Below are 17,575 nucleotides of genomic sequence, written 5' to 3' on the forward strand. Positions count from 1 at the left end.
GACGCCCGCTCACGCGTCCCCCTCGACGGCGCGCGAGGAGGTGAGGCACAGCCCTTGCAGCACCGGCAGGTCCGGACCGGCGAGCGCCCCGATGTCCCAGGCCTCGTCGCCGCCCCCGGCAACGGTGCGCACCGGGGCGCGAGGCGTTCATACGCGTGCTCCAGGTGCTCCGGGGGCTATGAAGGGAAGCCCCGTCGGCGCGCCCGACTCGATGAGCCGCCACAACGCCTCGGTGTCCGCGTGTTCTTCGATCAGGTCGCCGAGGCGGTCGAGCTGTTCCTCCCTCAGCCCGGCGAAGCAGGTGTCGGGGGCGGGCACGAAACGGCGGCCGGCGGCCCTCGCGATCTCGGTCAGGAAGCGGCGGCGGAAGGCGTCGCTCTCCAGCGAGCCGTGCCAGTGGGTGCCCCACACGGCGCCGGACCGGCAGCCGTCCAGGTGCTGTCCCCGGCCATCGGTGAGGAACGGCTCGCCGCCTCGCACCTCTGCGACGCCGTGGTGGATCTCGTAGCCCTCGACCGGGGCGCCGAGCGCCTCGCCGACCGGGCGGGCGAGGGTCTTCTCGCGCTCGAACCGGACGCGTACGGGCAGCAGCCCGAGCCCGTCCACCTGCCCGGCGCGCGACTCCACGTCGTCCTCGATGTGTTCGCCGAGGATCTGGTAGCCGCCGCAGATGCCGAGGACCGGACGGCCCTCGGCGGCACGGCGCAGCAGTGCGTCGGCGAGCCCGCGCTCACGCAGCCAGGCGAGCGCCTTTACGGTGCCGCGGGTACCGGGCACGATGACGAGGTCGGCGTCGGCCAGTTCCTCGGCCCGGTCCACGAACCGCACGACGACGCCCGGTTCGGCGGCCAGTGCGTCCACGTCGGTGAAGTTGGACATCAGCGGCACCGCGCACACGGCGACGCGCAGGATGTCCTCGCCGTGCGGCGGCGCGACGACCGACTCGCGTACGGTCCCGCGCAACGAGACCCGCAGACCGTCCTCCTCGTCGATGCCGAGGCCGTGCGCGAACGGCAGCACCCCGTACGTCGGACGTCCCGTCAGGTCGCGCAGCATGTCCAGGCCGGGCTCCAACAGCGAGACGTCGCCGCGGAACTTGTTGACCAGGTAGCCGGCGATCAGCGACTGGTCCTCGGCCGAGAGCAGCGCGGTCGTACCGAAGAACGAGGCGAAGACCCCGCCGCGGTCGATGTCGCCGACGACCACCACCGGGAAGCCCGCCGCCCGTGCGATGCCCATGTTCACGATGTCCGTGCGCCGCAGATTGATCTCGGCCGGACTGCCCGCCCCTTCGCAGATCACCGCGTCATACGTGCCCCGAAGCTGCTCCAGGCAGTCCACGACGGTGGACAGGAGCGACTCCTGCCGGCCGCCGTGGTAGCCGCGGGCACTCATTTCGCCGACCGGACGCCCCATCAGGACGACCTGACTGGAACGGTCGCTGCCGGGCTTGAGCAGCACCGGGTTCATCAGGGCGGTCGGCTCCACCCGGGCGGCCTGGGCCTGCATGGCCTGGGCGCGGCCGATCTCTGCCCCCTCGCGGGTGACGAAGGAGTTGAGCGACATGTTCTGCGCCTTGAACGGCGCGACCTTCACGCCCCGGCGCACCAGCCAGCGGCAGATGCCCGCCGTGACGACGCTCTTGCCCGCGTCCGAGGTGGTTCCGGCGACCAGCAGTCCGCCGCTCATGTCGGTCTCCGTCCTGAGAGTCGAGGTGCTGCGGTACGAGGTGCTGCGGTACGAAGTCCTGTGGTGCGGGCGATCGGCGCACGGCCGCCCGCGATCCGCCGAGCCGCGAGCCCCGCGCCGAGCCGGGCCGCCACGCTGACGCCGAGGGCCAGCGCGCTCACCCGGCGCGACAGCCGTACGGCCCGCTCGATGTCCTCGGGCTCCACCGCGCGGCCCGTCCCCCCGTTGAGCACGGGACGGTGCTCGACCCGGCCGTCGTAGGCGAGCGTCCCGCCGAGCCGCACGCCGAGCGCCCCCGCGAACGAGGCCTCCACCGGCCCCGCGTTGGGGCTCGGGTGCTTGGCCGCGTCCGCCTGCCAGGCGTGCGCCGCTCCCCGTGGCCGCCCCCCGGCGGTCACGGCGAGCAGAGCGGTCAGCCGCGCGCCCGGCCAGCCCATGAGGTCGTCGAGGCGGGCCGAGGCCCAGCCGTAGCGCCGGTAGCGGGGTGACTTGTGGCCGACCATCGCGTCGAGCGTATTGGCGGCCCGGAAGCCGACGAGTCCGGGGATCCCGCCGAGCGCGCCCCACACCAGGGCGCCCACCACGGCGTCCGAGGTGTTCTCGGCGACGGACTCCACGACGGCGCGGGCGATCTGCGGACCGTCCAGGGACTGGGGGTCGCGGCCGCACAGATGCGGCAGCCGCTCACGGGCCAGTTCGAGGTCCCCGGCGGCCAGGGCGTCACCGATGGACCGGGCCTCGCGCCCCAGCGACGTACCACCGACGACGGCCCAGGTGGCGGCGGCGGTCAGGGCGACGGACGCGGCGGGGTGGCGGCGCAGCGCACGGGAGACCAGCGCGGCACCCCCGGCGGCACCTCCGGCGCAGACCAGGGTGTGCAGTGCGCCCCACCCGCGGTGGTCGCGCCACAGGCGGCGTTCGACGCCTGCCGCGGCCCGCCCGAAGGCGGCGACCGGGTGCCCCCTGCGCGGGTCACCGAGCAGCAGATCGCCGATCAGACCGGCCGTGGCGCCGTACGCGAAGATGCGATCGGCACGCACGCTTCAGCCGGCCGTCGCGCCTCGAAGGGTCCTCGTACAGGCCATTGCTGGCAGGAGCAACGCGGGAAGAGACGCACGGCGGCCGGGCATGGCGATATGTCCTCACTCAGGGTCCGCGCCCTGGTTCGACGTGACGGCGACGAGAGTCTCCTGGCTTCCGGATCCGCAGTTCCCCCGGCCTTCCAGTCCGCTCGCGTGGACCGTGACTTCCGTGGTGGGGGACTGCTCCCCGGTGACAGTGGCGGGACCGCGCCGGATTCGCACCGGCTTCCTCTGCTGTCGCCGTAATGGCTCCGGCAGTCCACCACGCTGTGCGAACGCCCGTCAACTTGCCGTTGACCTGCGACGGTCCGGTGTGCTGAGACGCACATCGGGCCGGACGCGCACGAGGTGCGGCCGGCCCGATGCGGGTGGGAGTGGTGGGGCTCAGGCGACGATCAGATAGATGCCGTAGGCCACGGCCGCGGCGCACAGTCCGAAGCAGACGTACGCGCCGGTGCGGGCCAGCATGAGCGATCCGCCTGCGGAACCACCCTGCGCGGCCGGTTCCGGCTGCTTGGAGAGGCCGACGATGCCGAGGGTGAAGAGTCCCACGAGAGCGACGGTGGCGACGAGGGAGACGCCGAAGACGGTGCCGAGGGCTGCCCAGTCGATGTTCATGTGGATCTGTCCTTACCGGAGCTCTTGGGGTCCCTAGACCGTGGCGGGTCGGGCCGGGTCGGTGACCGGTCCGGCCGGGGCCGGGATGGTCGCCATGAGGTCGTGGGTCTGGGCAGCCGCGGTGGGCGGCGGGCTGACGGCCGCGATGGCGGTGGTGACGACGCCCGCGGGCTCGGCGTCGGCGTCGGACGGGGCGACGTCCCCGTGCCCGACGGGCTTGCGGCGCGACAGCATCCAGATCGCACCGGAGCCCGCGACCAGCAGCGCCGCGACGACCACGACACCCCAGGTGCCCTGCTTGGTGAGGAGCTCGGCACCCGCGCCGACCAGACCGGCGGCCGGCAGGGTCAGGCCCCAGGCGACGAACATCCGCGTGGCGGTGGACCAGCGGACCACACCGCCCTTGCGGCCGAGGCCCGCGCCCATGACGGCACCGGAGCACGACTGGGTGGTGGAGAGGGAGAAGCCGAGGTGCGAAGAGGCCAGGATGACGGTGGCCGCGCTGGTCTGTGCGGCGAAGCCCTGCGGAGGCTTCAGTTCGGTCAGACCGCTGCCCATGGTGCGGATGATGCGCCAGCCGCCCAGGTAGGTGCCGAGTGCGATGGCGAGGCCGGCGCACACGATGACCCAGACCGGCGGATTCGACCCGGGGGCGAGGACGCCACCGGTGACCAGGGCGAGCGTGATGATGCCCATGGTCTTCTGCGCGTCGTTGGTGCCGTGGGCGAGCGAGACGAGCCCGGCGGAGGCGATCTGGCCGGCGCGGTATCCCTTCGCGGTGGCCTTCTCCTGGGCGCCGCCCGTGACCTTCCCGCCGATGCGGTACGTCAGCTTGGTGGCCAGCAGCGCGGCCAGGCCGGCGACGACCGGCGCGGCGACCGCGGGGAGCAGCACCTTGGTGACGACGGTGCCGCCGTCGACCGACGACCAGCCCGCGGACATCACCGCGGCGCCGATCAGGCCGCCGAACAGTGCGTGGGAGGAGCTGGACGGCAGGCCGACCAGCCAGGTCAGCAGATTCCACAGGATGGCGCCGACGAGCGCCGCGAAGATGACCTCGGTTCTGAGCCCGTCTTCGTTGATGATCCCGCCGGAGATCGTCTTGGCGACCTCCACCGACAGGAACGCGCCTACGAGGTTGAGAACGGCGGACATGGCCACCGCTGTCTTGGGTTTGAGTGCGCCGGTCGAGATGGTCGTGGCCATCGCGTTGGCGGTGTCGTGGAAACCGTTCGTGAAATCGAACACTAGAGCTGTCACGATCACAATCGCGAGCAGCAGCGTGATGTGTTCCATTTACCCAGGCAATCGTTCGACGTCAGTGGCACGTGGACCGTAGGCAATCCGGGTGAACGGAAGATGAACTGGGCAGGGCGTTGCGGTGACCCCAACCGGAGGGACGCTGCCCTCTTCGTCCGCCCGGTGACCGCGGGATTCCGGTGGGGGCCGGTGTGGGCCCGGAATCCGGCGTTCGGGCGGACTCTCGGAGGAGGGGTGGCGAAGGGCCGCTCATCCGTTGAAAGGATCTTCGAATGAGCAGTGAGTGGCGGGAATCGATCGAACGGGCCTGGGACGAGGTCGTCGCCACGGCCCGGAGGACAGCGTCCGACGGGCTGGTCGTGGGAACCTCGGGCAACGTGTCGGCCAGGGTCGGCGGGACCGTGCTGGTCACCCCGAGCGGAGTGCCGTACGACCGGCTCCGCCCCGAGGACCTGACCGGAGTCGATCTGGAGGGCAACCGCGTCCTCGGCACCATGGCCCCCACCAGTGAACTCCCGCTGCATCTCGCCGTGTACCGGAATACCGACGCCTGCGCCGTCGTGCACACCCACGCGGTGCACGCCACGGCCGTCTCGACCCTGGTCGCAGAGGTGCCGTCGGTCCACTACGCCGCAGCGATGCTGGGCGGTCCCGTCCGGGTCGCCGCCTATGCCCGGTACGGCACGGACGAACTGGCCGGAAACATGCTCGTGGCCCTCCGCGACCGCACCGGCTGCCTGCTGGGCAACCACGGCACGGTCACCTACGGCGCCACCCTCGACGAGGCCTACGACCGCACCGCCCAGCTCGAATGGCTGTGCCGCCTCTGGCTCACCGCGAGCTCCGTGCCCGGCCGCACCCCGGCCCTGCTCACACCGGAGCAGCTGAGCGACGTCGGCGAAGCGCTCAAGGGGTACGGACAGCAGCCGGGCTGACCCCGGCCGGGGCCGGGGCCGGGGCCGGGCTGCGGCGTGGCGCGCGGGCTGCCCGGGGCCCTGCGGCCCGCATGTGTGGCCCGTGCCCCGCGCGATCCGGACGGCCCGCGCGCCCGGACGGAGGCCCCGCGCGACCCGGGCGGCTCGCATCCTTGGACCGCGCCCCGCGCGATTTGGGCGGCCCGCCGCACGCGGACCGGGCCCCGCGCGATCCGGACGGCCCGCGCGCCCGGACGGGGGCCCTGCGCGACCCGGCCGGCGCACCGGACGGCCCCGCCCACTGGCCGAGCGCGGGGAAGCCCACGACACTGAAGCCGTGCGCCCCGCTACAGCAACGGCAGCTGCCGTCACCACCATCCTCGGCGTCGGCGCGGCCGCGGTCGCCGCCGGCCGGTACGCCGGCGACGTCGCCCTCAAGGTGCCGTCCGGACGCCCCCTGCCCGCCGACCGCCGGCTGACCGTGCACGCGACGGCGGCCGGACAGGTCACCCTGACCCGGTCATTCGCCTCGCTCCGGCCAGGCACCTACGGGCTGGTGGGCGACGACGTCCACGCCGTGGTGGGGCCGGTGATCGACCAGGCCCACCAGGCGGCCGACACGGTCGTGCGCCGGCTGGAACGTGTGAACCGCGGCACCCTGCGCCCCGGCGCCAAGGTCCGCATCACGCCGGAACTCCACAGCGGTGACCCCGCCACCGCTCTCGGCCTCGAATTCCGCGACGTGGAGATCCCCGGCGAACTCGGCGGCCTGCCCGCCTGGTTCGTACCGGGCCCCCGCGACACCTGGGTCATCGCCGTGCACGGCCTCGGCGCCACCCGGGAACACCCGCTGAACGTGACGGGCTTCCTGCACGGGCAGCAGCTGCCGGTGCTCGACCTCGCCTACCGCGGCGACCAGGGAGCCCCCCGCTCCCCGGACGGGCTCGGACACCTCGGCGAGTCCGAGTGGCGGGACCTGGACGCGGCCATCCGCTTCGCCGTGCGCTACGGCGCCGAACAGGTCATCCTGTACGGCTGGTCCACCGGTGCCTCGATGGCCCTCCACGCCTGCGTCAACTCCGCGCTGAGGGACCGGATCTGCGGTCTCGTCCTCGATTCGCCGGTGCTGGACTGGCAGGCCACGCTCCGTGCCCTGGCCGCCGCCCGCGGCGTCCCCTCGGCCCTGCTGCCCCTCGCCGTCCGGGCCGCCCAGGGGAAGACCGGACTGCACGGAGCGCGGCTCCTGGACACATCGCTGCCCCTGACCCTGCACGTGCCGACGCTGATCTTCCACGGGCCCGACGACGCCCTGGCTCCCTGGCAGCCGTCCCGGGAGCTCGCTGCCCGCCGCCCCGGACTGATCTCCCTGCACGCCGTACCCCAGGCTCCGCATGCGGCGATGTGGAACGCCGGCCCGGCCCGCTACGAAGAGACGCTGAGGCGCTTTCTCACGCCCCTGATGTGAGGTGATGCGCCGCTTCAGCCGATTGGTCCCGGCCCGTGCGGCCGGGCCCGGACACCGGTGATCCGGGTTCCGTTTGGGCTTTCGGGCCGTCAGAGGCAAGACTGCTCCCCGTGACGTCCCGTACCCCGCGCGACTCCAGGCTGCGACTTGTCCGCCCGCGACCCCTCGCCACCGCTCGCAAGGCCGTGACCACCCGGCGCACCAGGCCGGCGCCCCGCCCGCCCGAGGGCACCCCGCCCCGGGCGGAACTGGCCCGCCAGGCCAGGGCCGCCCTCGCCGACGCCGTGAGGATCGCCCGCTGGGCGGCCGACGGCGCGAGCTCCGGCACGCCCCCGCTGGCCGCCAGGGCCCTGGAACGGGCCGCGGCGGCGCTGGAGTTGTCCCCGGCCCAGGTGCGTTCAGGCTGGGACCGGGCCCGGCTGGCCGGCCTCGTGGAACTGCACGGCGAGACTGCCCGGCCCGGCTGGCGGCTGCGCGCCTGGGACCGCGACGACTCCGCCGTGCTCCGCGGCTGGGTGGCGCTCTTCGACGCCTGGTCGCTCGTGCACCCCGCACCCCAGGACATCGAGTCCACGGCGGTCGCCGAGGCCGTCGAGGCCGTGCCCCAGGTGCTCTCCCTCCTCCAGCTCTCGGCGGGCCCGGTCACGGTGCCCGCCCTCCTCGACCTGCTCGGCCAGCGCGTGGCGGAACTGCACGAGGAGCGCTGCGAGGTGCCGTACGGGCCCCAGCCGCTGCCCGCCCCCGCCGAGCCCGCGCCCGCCCACCCCGCCGCACTGGTCGCCCTCCTGCTGGACTGGGCCCTGGAGGGGCTGGCCGCCGTCGGCGCGCTCACCCTCGGCGCCGGGACCGCCACCCTGACCCCGCTCGGCAACTGGGCGGTCTGGGTCAAGCTGGAGCAGATCTGCGTCGCCGCCCAGAGTCCGGCCGGGAACATCGAGCAGTCCGCCGCCGACATGCTGCTCGGCTGCGCCCGCCTCACCCCAGGACCGGCCCGCGCCGAATACCGTGCCTGGCTGGCCGCCCGCCCCGTCGGCAGCGCCGTCGCCGAACTGCTCGGCGTGGCCCGCGGCGAGGACGCGCTGCTGCGCGGGCTCGCCTTCGAGGCCCTCCGGGTCGTCGGCGCACCGGCCGAACCCGTGGTGCGCTCCGTCGTCACCGACCCGTCACTGCGCCCCTACGCGCTGCTCTGGCTCGCCGAGTACGACGGGGCCGACCCCGAGGACGCCCAGGAGGTCCTCAGTCGCGAAGAGGCCACCTGGCTCTGGGTCGACACCGCTGCGGCCGTCGCCGACCACGGCGAGACGGGGCTGCTGGTCCGCCACCTCGACGCGGCCGTGCAGGGCACCGTCCCGGCGCTGCTGGACGAGGTACGGGCCGTCGGCCACCCGCGCACCGTCCAGGTGCTGGTGGCCCTGGCCGCCGCGCACCCCGACCCCGCGCTCGCCAAAGCGGTCCGCAAGGCGGCGTTCCAGGTGCACACCGGCGGAGCCTGAAGCAGGTTTCAGGTACACACGGGCGGCGCCTCAACCAGCGCGGCCCGCTTCCCGGCGCACCGTTTCCGCGGACCGCTCAGCGGCGGCACCCCCCAGGCCGCGGGGAGCCGCCGGGCCTGGGCGGACGCCTCGCCGTCCGTAGCCCCGCTCGCTCAGCCCGCCGCCCCGGGGGCGTACGTCCCGAAGCTCCACACGTTGCCTTCCGCGTCCCGTGCCATGTAGTCCCGGGAGCCGTAGTCCTGGTCCGTGGGCGGCATGAGGATCTCCACGCCGTACTCCACGGCCCTCGCATGGTGGGCATCGACCTCGTCGACCACCACGTAGACGCCGGCCGGCCCCGCCCCCCGCATCGCCTTGGCGAAGATGCCCTCGCGGCCCTTGGAGCCGAGCATCACCCGGCCGTTGCCGCAGGACAGCTCCGCGTGCATCACCGTGCCGTCCTCGCCCTCGTACACCGCTTCCTCGGTGAAGCCGAGGCCCTGGGTCAGCGTCTTGATCGCGGCCTTCGCGTCGTCGTACAGGATCGTCGGACAGATCGTCGGAACGCCTGCTGTCGCGTCTGCCATCGTGCGCATCCCTTCTTGCCGGAGCGGGCCCGTGCGGCCCGTCTGTGATCTGCGTCTCATTCTTCCACCGGGCACTGACAACGCCCTGAGCTACGCCTGACGCGCGCCGGTCGCGCAGGTCAGCGGAAGGTGTCACAGGCGGCCGCGTCGCCGCTGCGGAAGCCGGTGGTGAACCACTGCTGACGCTGCGCGGCCGAGCCATGGGTCCAGGACTCGGGGGTGACCCGGCCCTGGAACTTCTCCTGGATGCGGTCGTCCCCGACCGACGCGGCCGCGTCGAGCCCGTCCCTGATGTCCGCCCGGGTGAGCTCGGTGATCAGCGGCCGGCCGGTCGACTCGTCGGGTGTGGTCGTCGCGTGGTTCGCCCAGACCCCGGCGTAGCAGTCCGCCTGGAGTTCCACCTTCACCGCGTTGCTGTTCTCGCCGGTCCGGCCGTCCTGTGCGCGGGCCAGTGTCCCCATCTGGTTCTGCACATGGTGTCCGTACTCGTGCGCGACGACGTAGGCCTCGGCGAACGGTCCGCCGCTCGACCCGAACTTGGTCCGCAGCTCGTCGAAGAAGCCCAGGTCCAGATAGACCTGCCGGTCACCGGGGCAGTAGAAGGGCCCCACGGCGGAGGTCGCCGACCCGCAGGCCGTGCCGACCCGGTCGGTGAACAGGACCGTGCGCGCGCCCCCGTACGTGGCGTCACGCCGCTGGAACTCCTGGCGCCAGTAGTCCTGCACGCTGTTGACCACCGCGACCGTCCGGCAGTCGTCCTTGGTGTTGGCGTCCCGGCCCGTCCGGCAGTTCTGGTCGACCTGTGCGGCCGACGAGGCGGTCGCGGTCGTCCCCGAGTCGCCGGAGGAGAGCCCGAGCTGGTCGGGGCCGACCCCGAAGAGCAGCCCCAGGATCAGTGCGATGACCCCCGCGATCCCGCCGCCCACGGTGGCCCTGCCGCCCGGGATGCGGCTGCCGCGCGTGTCCCGGACCTCGGACGTGTCCAGATCGGCGTCGTCGTCGAACTGCATGGCACCACCCTCTGCTCCGCTCGCGGCTGCCACACAGCCATGCGCCGAGTATCGGATAATTCACACCGCATTGCCCGCTTTTGCTTACGTGGTGGAGTGAGGCGGGCGCACTGGGCGAGCTTTCGGCAACTGCGGCGGGAGCAGGCGGAAAAGTGGTTGGACACCGCCAGTAGACTGGTTCTCATGGCAATTCTCCTTGTGCGTGTGCGTGAGTAACGGCGTCGAGTCGTGAATCGCTAGTCGTTCCTCCGCCGTCCATACCGCTCTGGAGTTTTTCCCCGTGATCACCGCTTCCGGCATCGAGCTGCGCGCCGGCGCCCGCATGCTCATCGAATCCGCCTCCTTCCGTATCGCCAAGGGCGACCGCATCGGCCTCGTCGGCCGCAACGGGGCGGGCAAGACCACCCTCACCAAGTGCCTCGCGGGCGAGGGCACCCCGGCGGCCGGCACCATCACCCGCTCCGGCGAGGTCGGTTATCTGCCGCAGGACCCGCGCACCGGCGACCTCGACGTGCTGGCCCGGGACCGCATCCTGTCCGCCCGGGGCCTCGACGAGATCCTGCGCAAGATGCGGGAGAACGAGGAGCGGATGGCGAACGGCAAGGGCGCCACCCGCGAGAAGGCGATGAAGAAGTACGAGCGCCTGGAGACGGAGTTCCTCACCAAGGGCGGGTACGCGGCGGAGGCCGAGGCGGCCACCATCGCCGCGGCGCTCAGCCTGCCCGACCGGGTGCTCGCCCAGCCGCTCCACACGCTCTCCGGCGGCCAGCGCCGACGGGTCGAGCTGGCCCGGATCCTCTTCTCGGACGCTGACACCCTGCTGCTCGACGAGCCCACTAACCACCTCGACGCGGACTCGATCGTCTGGCTGCGCGACTACCTCAAGAGCTACCGCGGCGGCTTCATCGTGATCTCCCACGATGTCGAGCTCGTCGAGACGGTCGTCAACAAGGTCTTCTACCTCGACGCCAACCGCTCGCAGATCGACGTCTACAACATGGGCTGGAAGCTCTACCAGCAGCAGCGCGAGGCCGACGAGAAGCGCCGTAAGCGCGAGCGGCAGAACGCGGAGAAGAAGGCCGCGACCCTCAACGCCCAGGCCGACAAGATGCGTGCCAAGGCCACCAAGACCGTGGCCGCGCAGAACATGGCCAAGCGTGCCGACCGGCTGCTGTCCGGCCTGGAGGCCGTCCGGGTCTCCGACAAGGTCGCCAAGCTGCGCTTCCCCGACCCCTCGCCGTGCGGCAAGACCCCGCTGATGGCTGAGGGCCTCTCCAAGTCCTACGGGTCGCTGGAGATCTTCACCGATGTCGACCTCGCGATCGACAAGGGCTCCCGGGTCGTCATCCTCGGCCTCAACGGCGCCGGCAAGACCACGCTGCTCCGGCTGCTCGGCGGTGCGGAGAAGCCGGACACGGGCGACATCATCGAGGGCCATGGGCTGAAGCTCGGCTACTACGCCCAGGAGCACGAGACCCTCGACCCCAACCGCACGGTCCTGGAGAACATGCGCTCCGCGGCCCCGGACCTCGACCTCGTGGCGGTCCGCAAGACCCTCGGTTCGTTCCTCTTCTCCGGGGACGACGTGGACAAGCCCGCCGGAGTGCTCTCCGGTGGTGAGAAGACCCGGCTCGCCCTGGCGACGCTGGTGGTCTCCTCCGCCAATGTGCTCCTGCTCGACGAGCCCACCAACAACCTCGACCCGGCCAGCCGCGAGGAGATCCTCGGCGCGCTGCGCACCTACAAGGGTGCGGTCGTGCTCGTCACGCACGACGAGGGCGCGGTCGAGGCGCTCCAGCCCGAGCGCATCATCCTGCTGCCCGACGGCGTCGAGGACCTGTGGGGCGCGGACTACCGCGACCTCGTCTCGCTGGCCTGACCGAGCGGGCACTCCCCGGGCCCGTACCCGGCCGCCGCCCTTGCCCGTGGCGGCCGGACTCCGGGCCGCCGCGGCCCGGAGATCCACTCCCTCTGGATCATTCGGCCTACGCGTGATCCATCATCTGTGTGAGGGCGTCTCGTACCCCGGCGCGGCACCCGGCAGATACCTGTCGGGTGCATGCATGAGAGGCCTCGGGCCCTGTGTGGCCCTGACCTGCCCGTTCCTCCGGTGTTCTCTCCGCGCTGACCCCACAGCCGTGCGGAATGCATGATTCCGTTCGTGTCGGCGCCTTCCCGGGGTGCTGATCCGCTTGCACGGACCTTGCCGAATGGGTGGCCAGGACGGCCCCTAGGGGTGATCATGAGAGTCCAGAGCGCACTTCCCACGAGGAGGCACGGGTGGCCGAGACTCTGAAGAAGGGCAGCCGGGTAACCGGCGCCGCGCGCGACAAGCTCGCGGCAGACCTGAAGAAGAAGTACGACTCCGGTGCGAGTATCCGGGCGTTGGCCGAGGAAACCGGCCGCTCCTACGGATTCGTCCACCGGATGCTCAGTGAGTCCGGAGTGACGCTGCGGGGACGTGGCGGAGCGACACGAGGCAAGAAGGCCGCGACCGCCTGACGGCTGTCCGCGGATCGGGGCGAGTCGTGCGACCTGCCCCGGGACCCACCGGTTCGGTGGTGACCACCCGGTCGATCGTGCGGTCGATCGGGTGGTTACTGTTCAGTCACTTAGCTCGATGTGCTGACTGCACCCGATCCGGAGGCGCTCCATGACCTCGCTCGACACTGTGCTCGACAAGGACGGCGTACGACTCACCGTCGACGACGCGGTTGCCACGGTGACCCTCACCAACCCGGCCAAGCGCAACGCTCAGTCCCCCGCTCTGTGGCGGGCGTTGACGGAGGCCGGTCGGGCCCTGCCCGGCAGTGTGCGGGTCGTCGTGCTGCGCGGCGAAGGTGTGTCTTTCTCCGCCGGCCTCGACCGCCAGGCGTTCACCCCCGAGGGCTTCGACGGTGAGCCGTCGTTCCTCGACATGGGGCGCGGCCCGGAGGCCGAGCTCGACGCGGTCATCGCCGAGTACCAGGAGGCGTTCACCTGGTGGCGCCGCAACGACATCGTGTCGATCGCGGCCGTTCAGGGGCATGCCATCGGCGCCGGCTTCCAGCTCGCCCTCGCCTGCGATCTGCGGATCGTCGCCGAGGACGTGCAGTTCGCCATGCGCGAGACCAGCCTCGGGCTGGTCCCCGACCTCACCGGCACGCACCCCCTGGTGCACCTGGTGGGGTACGCACGCGCGCTCGAAATCTGCGCCACCGGCCGCTTCGTGCACGCCCCCGAGGCCGAACGCACCGGTCTGGCCAACCTGGTGGTGCCCGCCGAGGAGCTCGAAGGAGCCGCCCGCGATCTGGCCGGTGCGCTGATCGCCGCCCCGCGCGACGCCGTCATCGAGACCAAGGCCCTGCTCAGCGGTGCCGTCTCCCGTACGTACGAGGAGCAGCGCGCCGCCGAGCGTGCCGCGCAGGGCCGCCGGCTGCGGGACCTCTCGGGCACGGCCGACTGACAGCCACCGAGCGCCGGGCCCCGGGCGTCCCCCGGGCCCGGGGCCACGTCAGCCGGCCGGGCCGGGAGAGCTCCGGCGCGCCGGCTCGGCGGTCACCGCCGTGACCAGCACCGCGACCGGCGGATGCCCATCCACTGCCCGGGTCACCGCGGACCGCACCCCGCGGGCCACGTCCAGCGCCCGGTGACCGCCCTCCGTCGCCAGCTCGATCCGGACGTGGTCCGCGGCCGTGTGCACGGATGCGCCCAGCACCCGCGTCAGTGTCGCGACCCCCGTCACTCCAGCGGCCGCCCGGCCCGCCGCATCCTCCGGATCGGCCGGACGCACCTCGACACGGGGTGGTTCGGCCCGTTCCGGTTCGGTGTCCAGCAACTCCGTCACCTGGACGTCCACCTCGTCGACCACCAGGCCGAGCCGCTGCGCGGCAGCCGCCAGCAGAGCCGAACGCAGCGCCGCCGCGGCAGCCGGCAGCGGCTGGTGCGCCGTCGCGGCCACGGTGGCCTCGATGCGCAGCGGGCCCGGCGGCAGAGCACTCGGCGGCGAGGGCACCTGCGGTTCGGGTGCCGCCTGCGCATCGGCCACCGCGATCCGCAGCTCCAGAACCACCGGCCCCGGCCTGCCCACCGCTTGGCGCAGCACGCCGACCGCGGCCCGCTCCGAGATCCAGGCCCCGTCCGCCGGTCCGCCCAGCGGGAGGAGGCGGCCCAGGCCGAGCCGTTGCCGTACCGCAGCCGTCCATCCTTGTGCCCTGCGCGATCCGTCAGCCGTCGTCATTGCTCCACCCTGCCGCATCCACGGCGCGAGACGGTGCAAGCGCCCTTAATGTGGGCAAGGAAGTCCAATCTGCCCCGAAGGGAAGAACGGCGATGACCGAGACCCCACAGCGGAACCGGCCCGAGAACCCCGACAAGGACTCGACGGGCGGCGACAGCAGGAGCAACTCGCTGACCAAGCGCGGCGGGGGAGACCCGGCGACCCGCGGCCGTACGACGATCGCCGACGGGGTCGTCGAGAAGATCGCCGGAATGGCGGCACGCGACGTGGTCGGCGTGCACGCGATGGGCAGTGGACTCTCCCGGACGTTCGGCGCGGTGCGCGACCGCGTCCCCGGCGGTTCCAAGTCCGTCACCCGCGGTGTGAAGGCCGAGGTCGGTGAGTCCCAGACCGCCCTCGACCTGGAGATCGTCGTCGACTACGGCGTGTCGATCGCCGATGTCGCCCGCGACGTGCGGGAGAACGTCGTCGCGGCCGTCGAGCGGATGACGGGTCTCGAAGTCGTCGAGGTCAACATCGCGGTGAGCGATGTGAAGCTGCCCGACGAGGACGACGACGAGGACCAGCCCGAGCCACGCCTCCAGTAGTTCTCCCGTCAAGGCAGTTGAGGAGCCCAGATGAGCATGGCTGTGGTCGGCATGGTGGCCGGCATGGCGCTCGGGTTCGCCGGGTACTTCGGCGGATTCGGAGCCTTTCTGCTGGTGGCCGCCCTGGGAGCGATCGGCTTCATCGCCGGTCGCTTCCTCGACGGTGACCTGGAGCCCGGCGACTTCTTCCGGAGTCGCGATCGCGGCGACCGACGGCGGTGACGGCGTTGTCGGGGGCGGGCGGCCGGGTCGCCGCCGCGGATCGCGGGGAGACCCGGATCGCCGACCGGGTCGTCGCGAAGATCGCCGCGCAGGCGGCGAAGGAGGCGGTCGACGAGCCCGCGAAGGACGCCGCGTCGCCGCGGGCCACGGTCACGGTGCACCGTGACACCGCCCGCGTACGGGTGAGTCTGGAGCTCGGGTATCCCAGTGACATCGGGCGGCAGTGCGGTGCCGTGCGTCGCCGGGTCGCCGAGCGGGTAGAGGCGTTGGCGGGGATGGAGGTGCCCGAAGTGGCCGTACAGGTCGAGCGCCTGCACCCCACAGGAGCGAGCCTCGCGGCGAAGGGGAGGATCCGATGACCGAGCCCCAGGACCCGGAGAACGGCGCGGAACACCAGGCGGAACACGGGGACGTGCTCGCGCTCGACCAGTCGGCGTCGTCCGCGGCGTACGGCCCGGCCCCGGCCGGGGAACGGAGCGAGGGCGGATCAGGCCGCTTCTGGTCGGCCCGCCGTATCCCCGCGGCCATCACCGCCCTGGTGGTCCTGGGCGGTGCGGGACTGCTGCTCTACGACGTCGCGGCGGTCCGCGCCGATCACCCGGCGATGCAGTGGCGCCGCTCCCTGGCCAACGAGCTGGCCGAGCGCCGCCTGGACGATGTCTGGGTGCTGACGGGCGCGTCGGTCGCGGTGGCCCTCGGCCTGTGGCTGCTCGTCCTCGCGCTCACGCCCGGACTGCGCGATCTGCTGCCGATGCGCCAGGGGCGCCCAGGCGTACGGGCGGCCCTGGACCGGACGGCGGCGGCCATGGTCCTGCGGGACCGGGCGGTGGAGGTCGCCGGGGTGCAGTCGGTCCGGGTCCGGATGGGCCGGGGCAAGGTCGGAGTGCGGGCCGTCTCGCACTTCCGTGAACTCGACGACGTACGGGCCGATCTGGACTCCGTGCTCTCCACCGGCATCAGGGAACTCGGGCTGGCCAGGCAGCCGAGCCTGTCCGTCCACGTACGCCGTCCGGCGAAGAAGGGGTGAGCGGCGTGATCGGGACCGTCAACCGGGTACTGCTGGCCCTGGCCGGACTCGTGCTGGTCTGCGTGGGCGGCGGGGTGCTGGCCGCCGCGCTCGGTCTCTCCGTACCGTCCTGGTGGCCCTGGTACGGCAAGCATGACGTGCTGCTCAGTGACGCCGACCGGGAGCGCTGGCGTTCCGAGAGCTGGTGGTGGCCGGTCGTGATCGCGGTCCTCGCGGTCCTGGTGGTGCTCGCCCTGTGGTGGCTGCTGGCCCAACTGCGCCGCGCCCGCCTCGCCGAAGTGCTGGTGGACAGCGGCGACGGCGAGGGTGCGCTGCTGCGCGGCCGTGCCCTGGAGGGCGTGCTCGCGGGAGAGGCGGGAGCCCTGGACGGGGTGGCCCGGGCCCAGGTCGTCCTGACCGGCCGGCGCAGCGCGCCGCAGGCCAGGATCCGGATGCTGATGGAGCCGCACGCCGCACCGGACGAGGCACTGGGACGGCTCACCGACGAGGCGCTGGCCCACGCCAGGGACTCCGCGGGGCTGGCGGAGCTGCCCGCCGAGGTGCGGCTGAAGGCGGTCAAGCACCGGGCGGAACGGGTGAGCTGACGGGCAGTGGACGACGTGACCGGGGGCCGGACGTCGCGATCGTCCGGCCCCCGGTCACGTTCCGCCTCGGTCGCGCGGCTCAGAAACCGCGCCGCGATCCCCCGTCTACGGGCACCATGATGCCCGTCAGGTAAGAGGCCGCGGGGGAGAGCAGGAAGGCCGCGGTCCGGCCGAATTCCTGCGGAGTGCCGTAGCGGCGCAGCGGGATGGCTGCCTCGTTGGCGGCGCGTGAGGCCGCCGCGTTGCCTGACAGCGCGTCCAGCTCACGTACCCGGTCCGTGTCGATCCGGGCCGGCAGGACGCCCACCACGCGGATGCCCCGCGGGCCGAGCTCATCGGCCAGTGACTTCGCGAAGCCCGCCAGGCCGGGTCGCAGTCCGTTGGAGATGGTCAGTCCGGCGATCGGCTCGTGGACGGAGCCGGAGAGCACGAAGCCGATGACCCCACCCTCGCCGAGCGCCGCGGCCGCTGCGCGGGCCAGGCGAACCGCGCCGAGGAACACCGATTCGAAGGCCGACTGCCACTGGGCGTCGGTGTTGTCCGCTGCGGAGCCCGGCGCCGGACCGCCGACGCTGATGAGGATGCCGTCGAGCCGGCCGAACCCCTCCTGCGCGGTCTCCATCAGTCGCTGTGCCACGCCCGGGTCGGCGTTGTCGGCCGCGAGCCCGACGGCGTCCGGGCCCATTTCGTCGGCGGCCTCCCGGACGCGCTTCTCGTCGCGGCCGGTGATGATCACCTTCGCGCCGTCGGCGACCAGGGCGCGTGCCGTGGCGTTGCCCAGCCCCCGGGTCGCTCCGGTGACGATGTACACACGGTCCTTCAATCCAAGATCCATGGCC

The 17,575-nt window shown here is 72.7% G+C and carries 20 protein-coding genes and 1 riboswitch; of the genes, 11 read left to right on the top strand and 9 right to left on the bottom strand.

Going from position 1 to position 17,575, the window contains the following annotated elements; genetic code table 11:
- Nucleotides 1–9: 9 nt before the first annotated feature.
- The 5 genes from ABZ434_RS28400 to ABZ434_RS28420 form a co-directional block, all read right to left on the bottom strand.
- On the bottom strand, nucleotides 10–132 hold the full coding sequence (locus ABZ434_RS28400) for a hypothetical protein (RefSeq protein ID WP_359142544.1): 123 nt from the start codon (nucleotides 130–132) through the stop codon (nucleotides 10–12).
- A gap of 15 nt (nucleotides 133–147) precedes the next feature.
- Entirely contained in the window at nucleotides 148–1,689 is a 1,542-nt protein-coding gene (locus ABZ434_RS28405; protein WP_359142546.1) for a cobyric acid synthase, read from the bottom strand.
- Nucleotides 1,686–2,729, bottom strand: coding sequence for a cobalamin biosynthesis protein (locus tag ABZ434_RS28410; RefSeq protein WP_359142548.1), 1,044 nt, complete (start codon nucleotides 2,727–2,729; stop codon nucleotides 1,686–1,688). Before ABZ434_RS28410 ends, ABZ434_RS28405 begins: the two co-directional genes overlap by 4 nt.
- Nucleotides 2,730–2,872: 143 nt before the next feature.
- A riboswitch (cobalamin riboswitch) is annotated at nucleotides 2,873–3,004 on the bottom strand.
- A gap of 151 nt (nucleotides 3,005–3,155) precedes the next feature.
- Nucleotides 3,156–3,389 carry a hypothetical protein gene (locus ABZ434_RS28415; protein ID WP_359142549.1) on the bottom strand — a complete coding sequence of 78 codons (234 nt, stop codon included), beginning with the start codon at nucleotides 3,387–3,389 and terminating at the stop codon, nucleotides 3,156–3,158.
- A 33-nt stretch (nucleotides 3,390–3,422) separates the two neighbouring features.
- Nucleotides 3,423–4,685 (bottom strand): inorganic phosphate transporter, encoded by a 1,263-nt coding sequence (locus ABZ434_RS28420; RefSeq protein WP_359142551.1) that lies wholly within the window; start codon nucleotides 4,683–4,685, stop codon nucleotides 3,423–3,425.
- 236 nt (nucleotides 4,686–4,921) lie between these two features.
- Between ABZ434_RS28420 and ABZ434_RS28425 the strand changes: the two genes are divergently transcribed.
- The 3 genes from ABZ434_RS28425 (at nucleotide 4,922) to ABZ434_RS28435 (ending at nucleotide 8,521) form a co-directional block, all read left to right on the top strand.
- Nucleotides 4,922–5,584: a class II aldolase/adducin family protein gene (locus ABZ434_RS28425; protein ID WP_359142552.1), complete on the top strand. Its 663-nt coding sequence runs from the start codon at nucleotides 4,922–4,924 to the stop codon at nucleotides 5,582–5,584.
- Nucleotides 5,585–5,900: 316 nt separating this feature from the next.
- Nucleotides 5,901–7,028 (top strand): hypothetical protein, encoded by a 1,128-nt coding sequence (locus ABZ434_RS28430; RefSeq protein ID WP_359142554.1) that lies wholly within the window; start codon nucleotides 5,901–5,903, stop codon nucleotides 7,026–7,028.
- A 185-nt stretch (nucleotides 7,029–7,213) separates the two neighbouring features.
- Nucleotides 7,214–8,521, top strand: a complete 1,308-nt coding sequence (locus ABZ434_RS28435; RefSeq protein ID WP_359142611.1) for a hypothetical protein — start codon at nucleotides 7,214–7,216, stop codon at nucleotides 8,519–8,521.
- A 152-nt stretch (nucleotides 8,522–8,673) separates the two neighbouring features.
- Here ABZ434_RS28435 and ABZ434_RS28440 read toward each other — a convergent pair whose 3' ends face one another.
- A complete protein-coding gene (locus ABZ434_RS28440) occupies nucleotides 8,674–9,087 on the bottom strand; it encodes a VOC family protein (protein ID WP_359142556.1) in 414 nt (137 codons plus the stop codon).
- A gap of 119 nt (nucleotides 9,088–9,206) precedes the next feature.
- Nucleotides 9,207–10,097 carry a neutral zinc metallopeptidase gene (locus ABZ434_RS28445; protein WP_359142558.1) on the bottom strand — a complete coding sequence of 297 codons (891 nt, stop codon included), beginning with the start codon at nucleotides 10,095–10,097 and terminating at the stop codon, nucleotides 9,207–9,209.
- Nucleotides 10,098–10,377: 280 nt separating this feature from the next.
- Here ABZ434_RS28445 and ABZ434_RS28450 point away from each other — a divergent pair, with 280 nt between their 5' ends.
- The 3 genes from ABZ434_RS28450 to ABZ434_RS28460 all read left to right on the top strand — a co-directional run bounded on the left by ABZ434_RS28450 (nucleotide 10,378) and on the right by ABZ434_RS28460 (nucleotide 13,542).
- Nucleotides 10,378–11,976, top strand: coding sequence for an ABC-F family ATP-binding cassette domain-containing protein (locus ABZ434_RS28450; RefSeq protein ID WP_219572420.1), 1,599 nt, complete (start codon nucleotides 10,378–10,380; stop codon nucleotides 11,974–11,976).
- 401 nt (nucleotides 11,977–12,377) lie between these two features.
- The gene (locus ABZ434_RS28455) at nucleotides 12,378–12,599 is read left to right on the top strand and encodes a helix-turn-helix domain-containing protein (RefSeq protein WP_018518904.1); all 222 of its coding nucleotides are present in this window, start codon (nucleotides 12,378–12,380) and stop codon (nucleotides 12,597–12,599) included.
- Nucleotides 12,600–12,750: 151 nt separating this feature from the next.
- Nucleotides 12,751–13,542: an enoyl-CoA hydratase/isomerase family protein gene (locus ABZ434_RS28460; protein ID WP_359142560.1), complete on the top strand. Its 792-nt coding sequence runs from the start codon at nucleotides 12,751–12,753 to the stop codon at nucleotides 13,540–13,542.
- Between the two features lie 48 nt (nucleotides 13,543–13,590).
- On the opposite strand, the gene ABZ434_RS28465 is transcribed toward ABZ434_RS28460, so the two are convergent.
- Nucleotides 13,591–14,316, bottom strand: coding sequence for a hypothetical protein (locus ABZ434_RS28465; protein ID WP_359142562.1), 726 nt, complete (start codon nucleotides 14,314–14,316; stop codon nucleotides 13,591–13,593).
- Nucleotides 14,317–14,408: 92 nt separating this feature from the next.
- Here ABZ434_RS28465 and ABZ434_RS28470 point away from each other — a divergent pair, with 92 nt between their 5' ends.
- Genes ABZ434_RS28470 through amaP form a run of 5 tightly spaced genes read left to right on the top strand, consistent with a single transcriptional unit; the run spans nucleotide 14,409 to nucleotide 16,736 of the window.
- On the top strand, nucleotides 14,409–14,903 hold the full coding sequence (locus tag ABZ434_RS28470; RefSeq protein WP_359142564.1) for an Asp23/Gls24 family envelope stress response protein: 495 nt from the start codon (nucleotides 14,409–14,411) through the stop codon (nucleotides 14,901–14,903).
- A gap of 30 nt (nucleotides 14,904–14,933) precedes the next feature.
- A complete protein-coding gene (locus ABZ434_RS28475; protein ID WP_136330255.1) occupies nucleotides 14,934–15,125 on the top strand; it encodes a hypothetical protein in 192 nt (63 codons plus the stop codon).
- Between the two features lie 5 nt (nucleotides 15,126–15,130).
- A complete protein-coding gene (locus tag ABZ434_RS28480; protein ID WP_359142613.1) occupies nucleotides 15,131–15,484 on the top strand; it encodes a hypothetical protein in 354 nt (117 codons plus the stop codon).
- Nucleotides 15,481–16,152, top strand: coding sequence for a DUF6286 domain-containing protein (locus tag ABZ434_RS28485; RefSeq protein WP_359142566.1), 672 nt, complete (start codon nucleotides 15,481–15,483; stop codon nucleotides 16,150–16,152). Before ABZ434_RS28480 ends, ABZ434_RS28485 begins: the two co-directional genes overlap by 4 nt.
- A complete protein-coding gene (amaP, locus tag ABZ434_RS28490; RefSeq protein ID WP_359142568.1) occupies nucleotides 16,149–16,736 on the top strand; it encodes an alkaline shock response membrane anchor protein AmaP in 588 nt (195 codons plus the stop codon). The genes ABZ434_RS28485 and amaP overlap by 4 nt, the downstream gene beginning before the upstream one ends.
- 79 nt (nucleotides 16,737–16,815) lie before the next feature.
- Here amaP and ABZ434_RS28495 read toward each other — a convergent pair whose 3' ends face one another.
- Entirely contained in the window at nucleotides 16,816–17,571 is a 756-nt protein-coding gene (locus ABZ434_RS28495) for an SDR family oxidoreductase (RefSeq protein WP_359142570.1), read from the bottom strand.
- Between the last annotated feature and the right edge of the window lie 4 nt (nucleotides 17,572–17,575).

This window comes from Streptomyces sp. NPDC005761, from assembly GCF_040630635.1.
GTDB lineage: Bacteria > Actinomycetota > Actinomycetes > Streptomycetales > Streptomycetaceae > Streptomyces.

Coding starts and splice junctions, on each gene's coding strand:
- ABZ434_RS28405 (WP_359142546.1), bottom strand. CDS start 1,689: ATGAGCGGCGGACTGCTGGTCGCCGGAACCACCTCGGACGCGGGCAAG.
- ABZ434_RS28415 (WP_359142549.1), bottom strand. CDS start 3,389: ATGAACATCGACTGGGCAGCCCTCGGCACCGTCTTCGGCGTCTCCCTC.
- ABZ434_RS28420 (WP_359142551.1), bottom strand. CDS start 4,685: ATGGAACACATCACGCTGCTGCTCGCGATTGTGATCGTGACAGCTCTA.
- ABZ434_RS28425 (WP_359142552.1), top strand. CDS start 4,922: ATGAGCAGTGAGTGGCGGGAATCGATCGAACGGGCCTGGGACGAGGTC.
- ABZ434_RS28440 (WP_359142556.1), bottom strand. CDS start 9,087: ATGGCAGACGCGACAGCAGGCGTTCCGACGATCTGTCCGACGATCCTG.
- ABZ434_RS28445 (WP_359142558.1), bottom strand. CDS start 10,097: ATGCAGTTCGACGACGACGCCGATCTGGACACGTCCGAGGTCCGGGAC.
- ABZ434_RS28460 (WP_359142560.1), top strand. CDS start 12,751: ATGACCTCGCTCGACACTGTGCTCGACAAGGACGGCGTACGACTCACC.
- ABZ434_RS28465 (WP_359142562.1), bottom strand. CDS start 14,316: ATGACGACGGCTGACGGATCGCGCAGGGCACAAGGATGGACGGCTGCG.
- ABZ434_RS28470 (WP_359142564.1), top strand. CDS start 14,409: ATGACCGAGACCCCACAGCGGAACCGGCCCGAGAACCCCGACAAGGAC.
- ABZ434_RS28475 (WP_136330255.1), top strand. CDS start 14,934: ATGAGCATGGCTGTGGTCGGCATGGTGGCCGGCATGGCGCTCGGGTTC.
- ABZ434_RS28485 (WP_359142566.1), top strand. CDS start 15,481: ATGACCGAGCCCCAGGACCCGGAGAACGGCGCGGAACACCAGGCGGAA.
- ABZ434_RS28495 (WP_359142570.1), bottom strand. CDS start 17,571: ATGGATCTTGGATTGAAGGACCGTGTGTACATCGTCACCGGAGCGACC.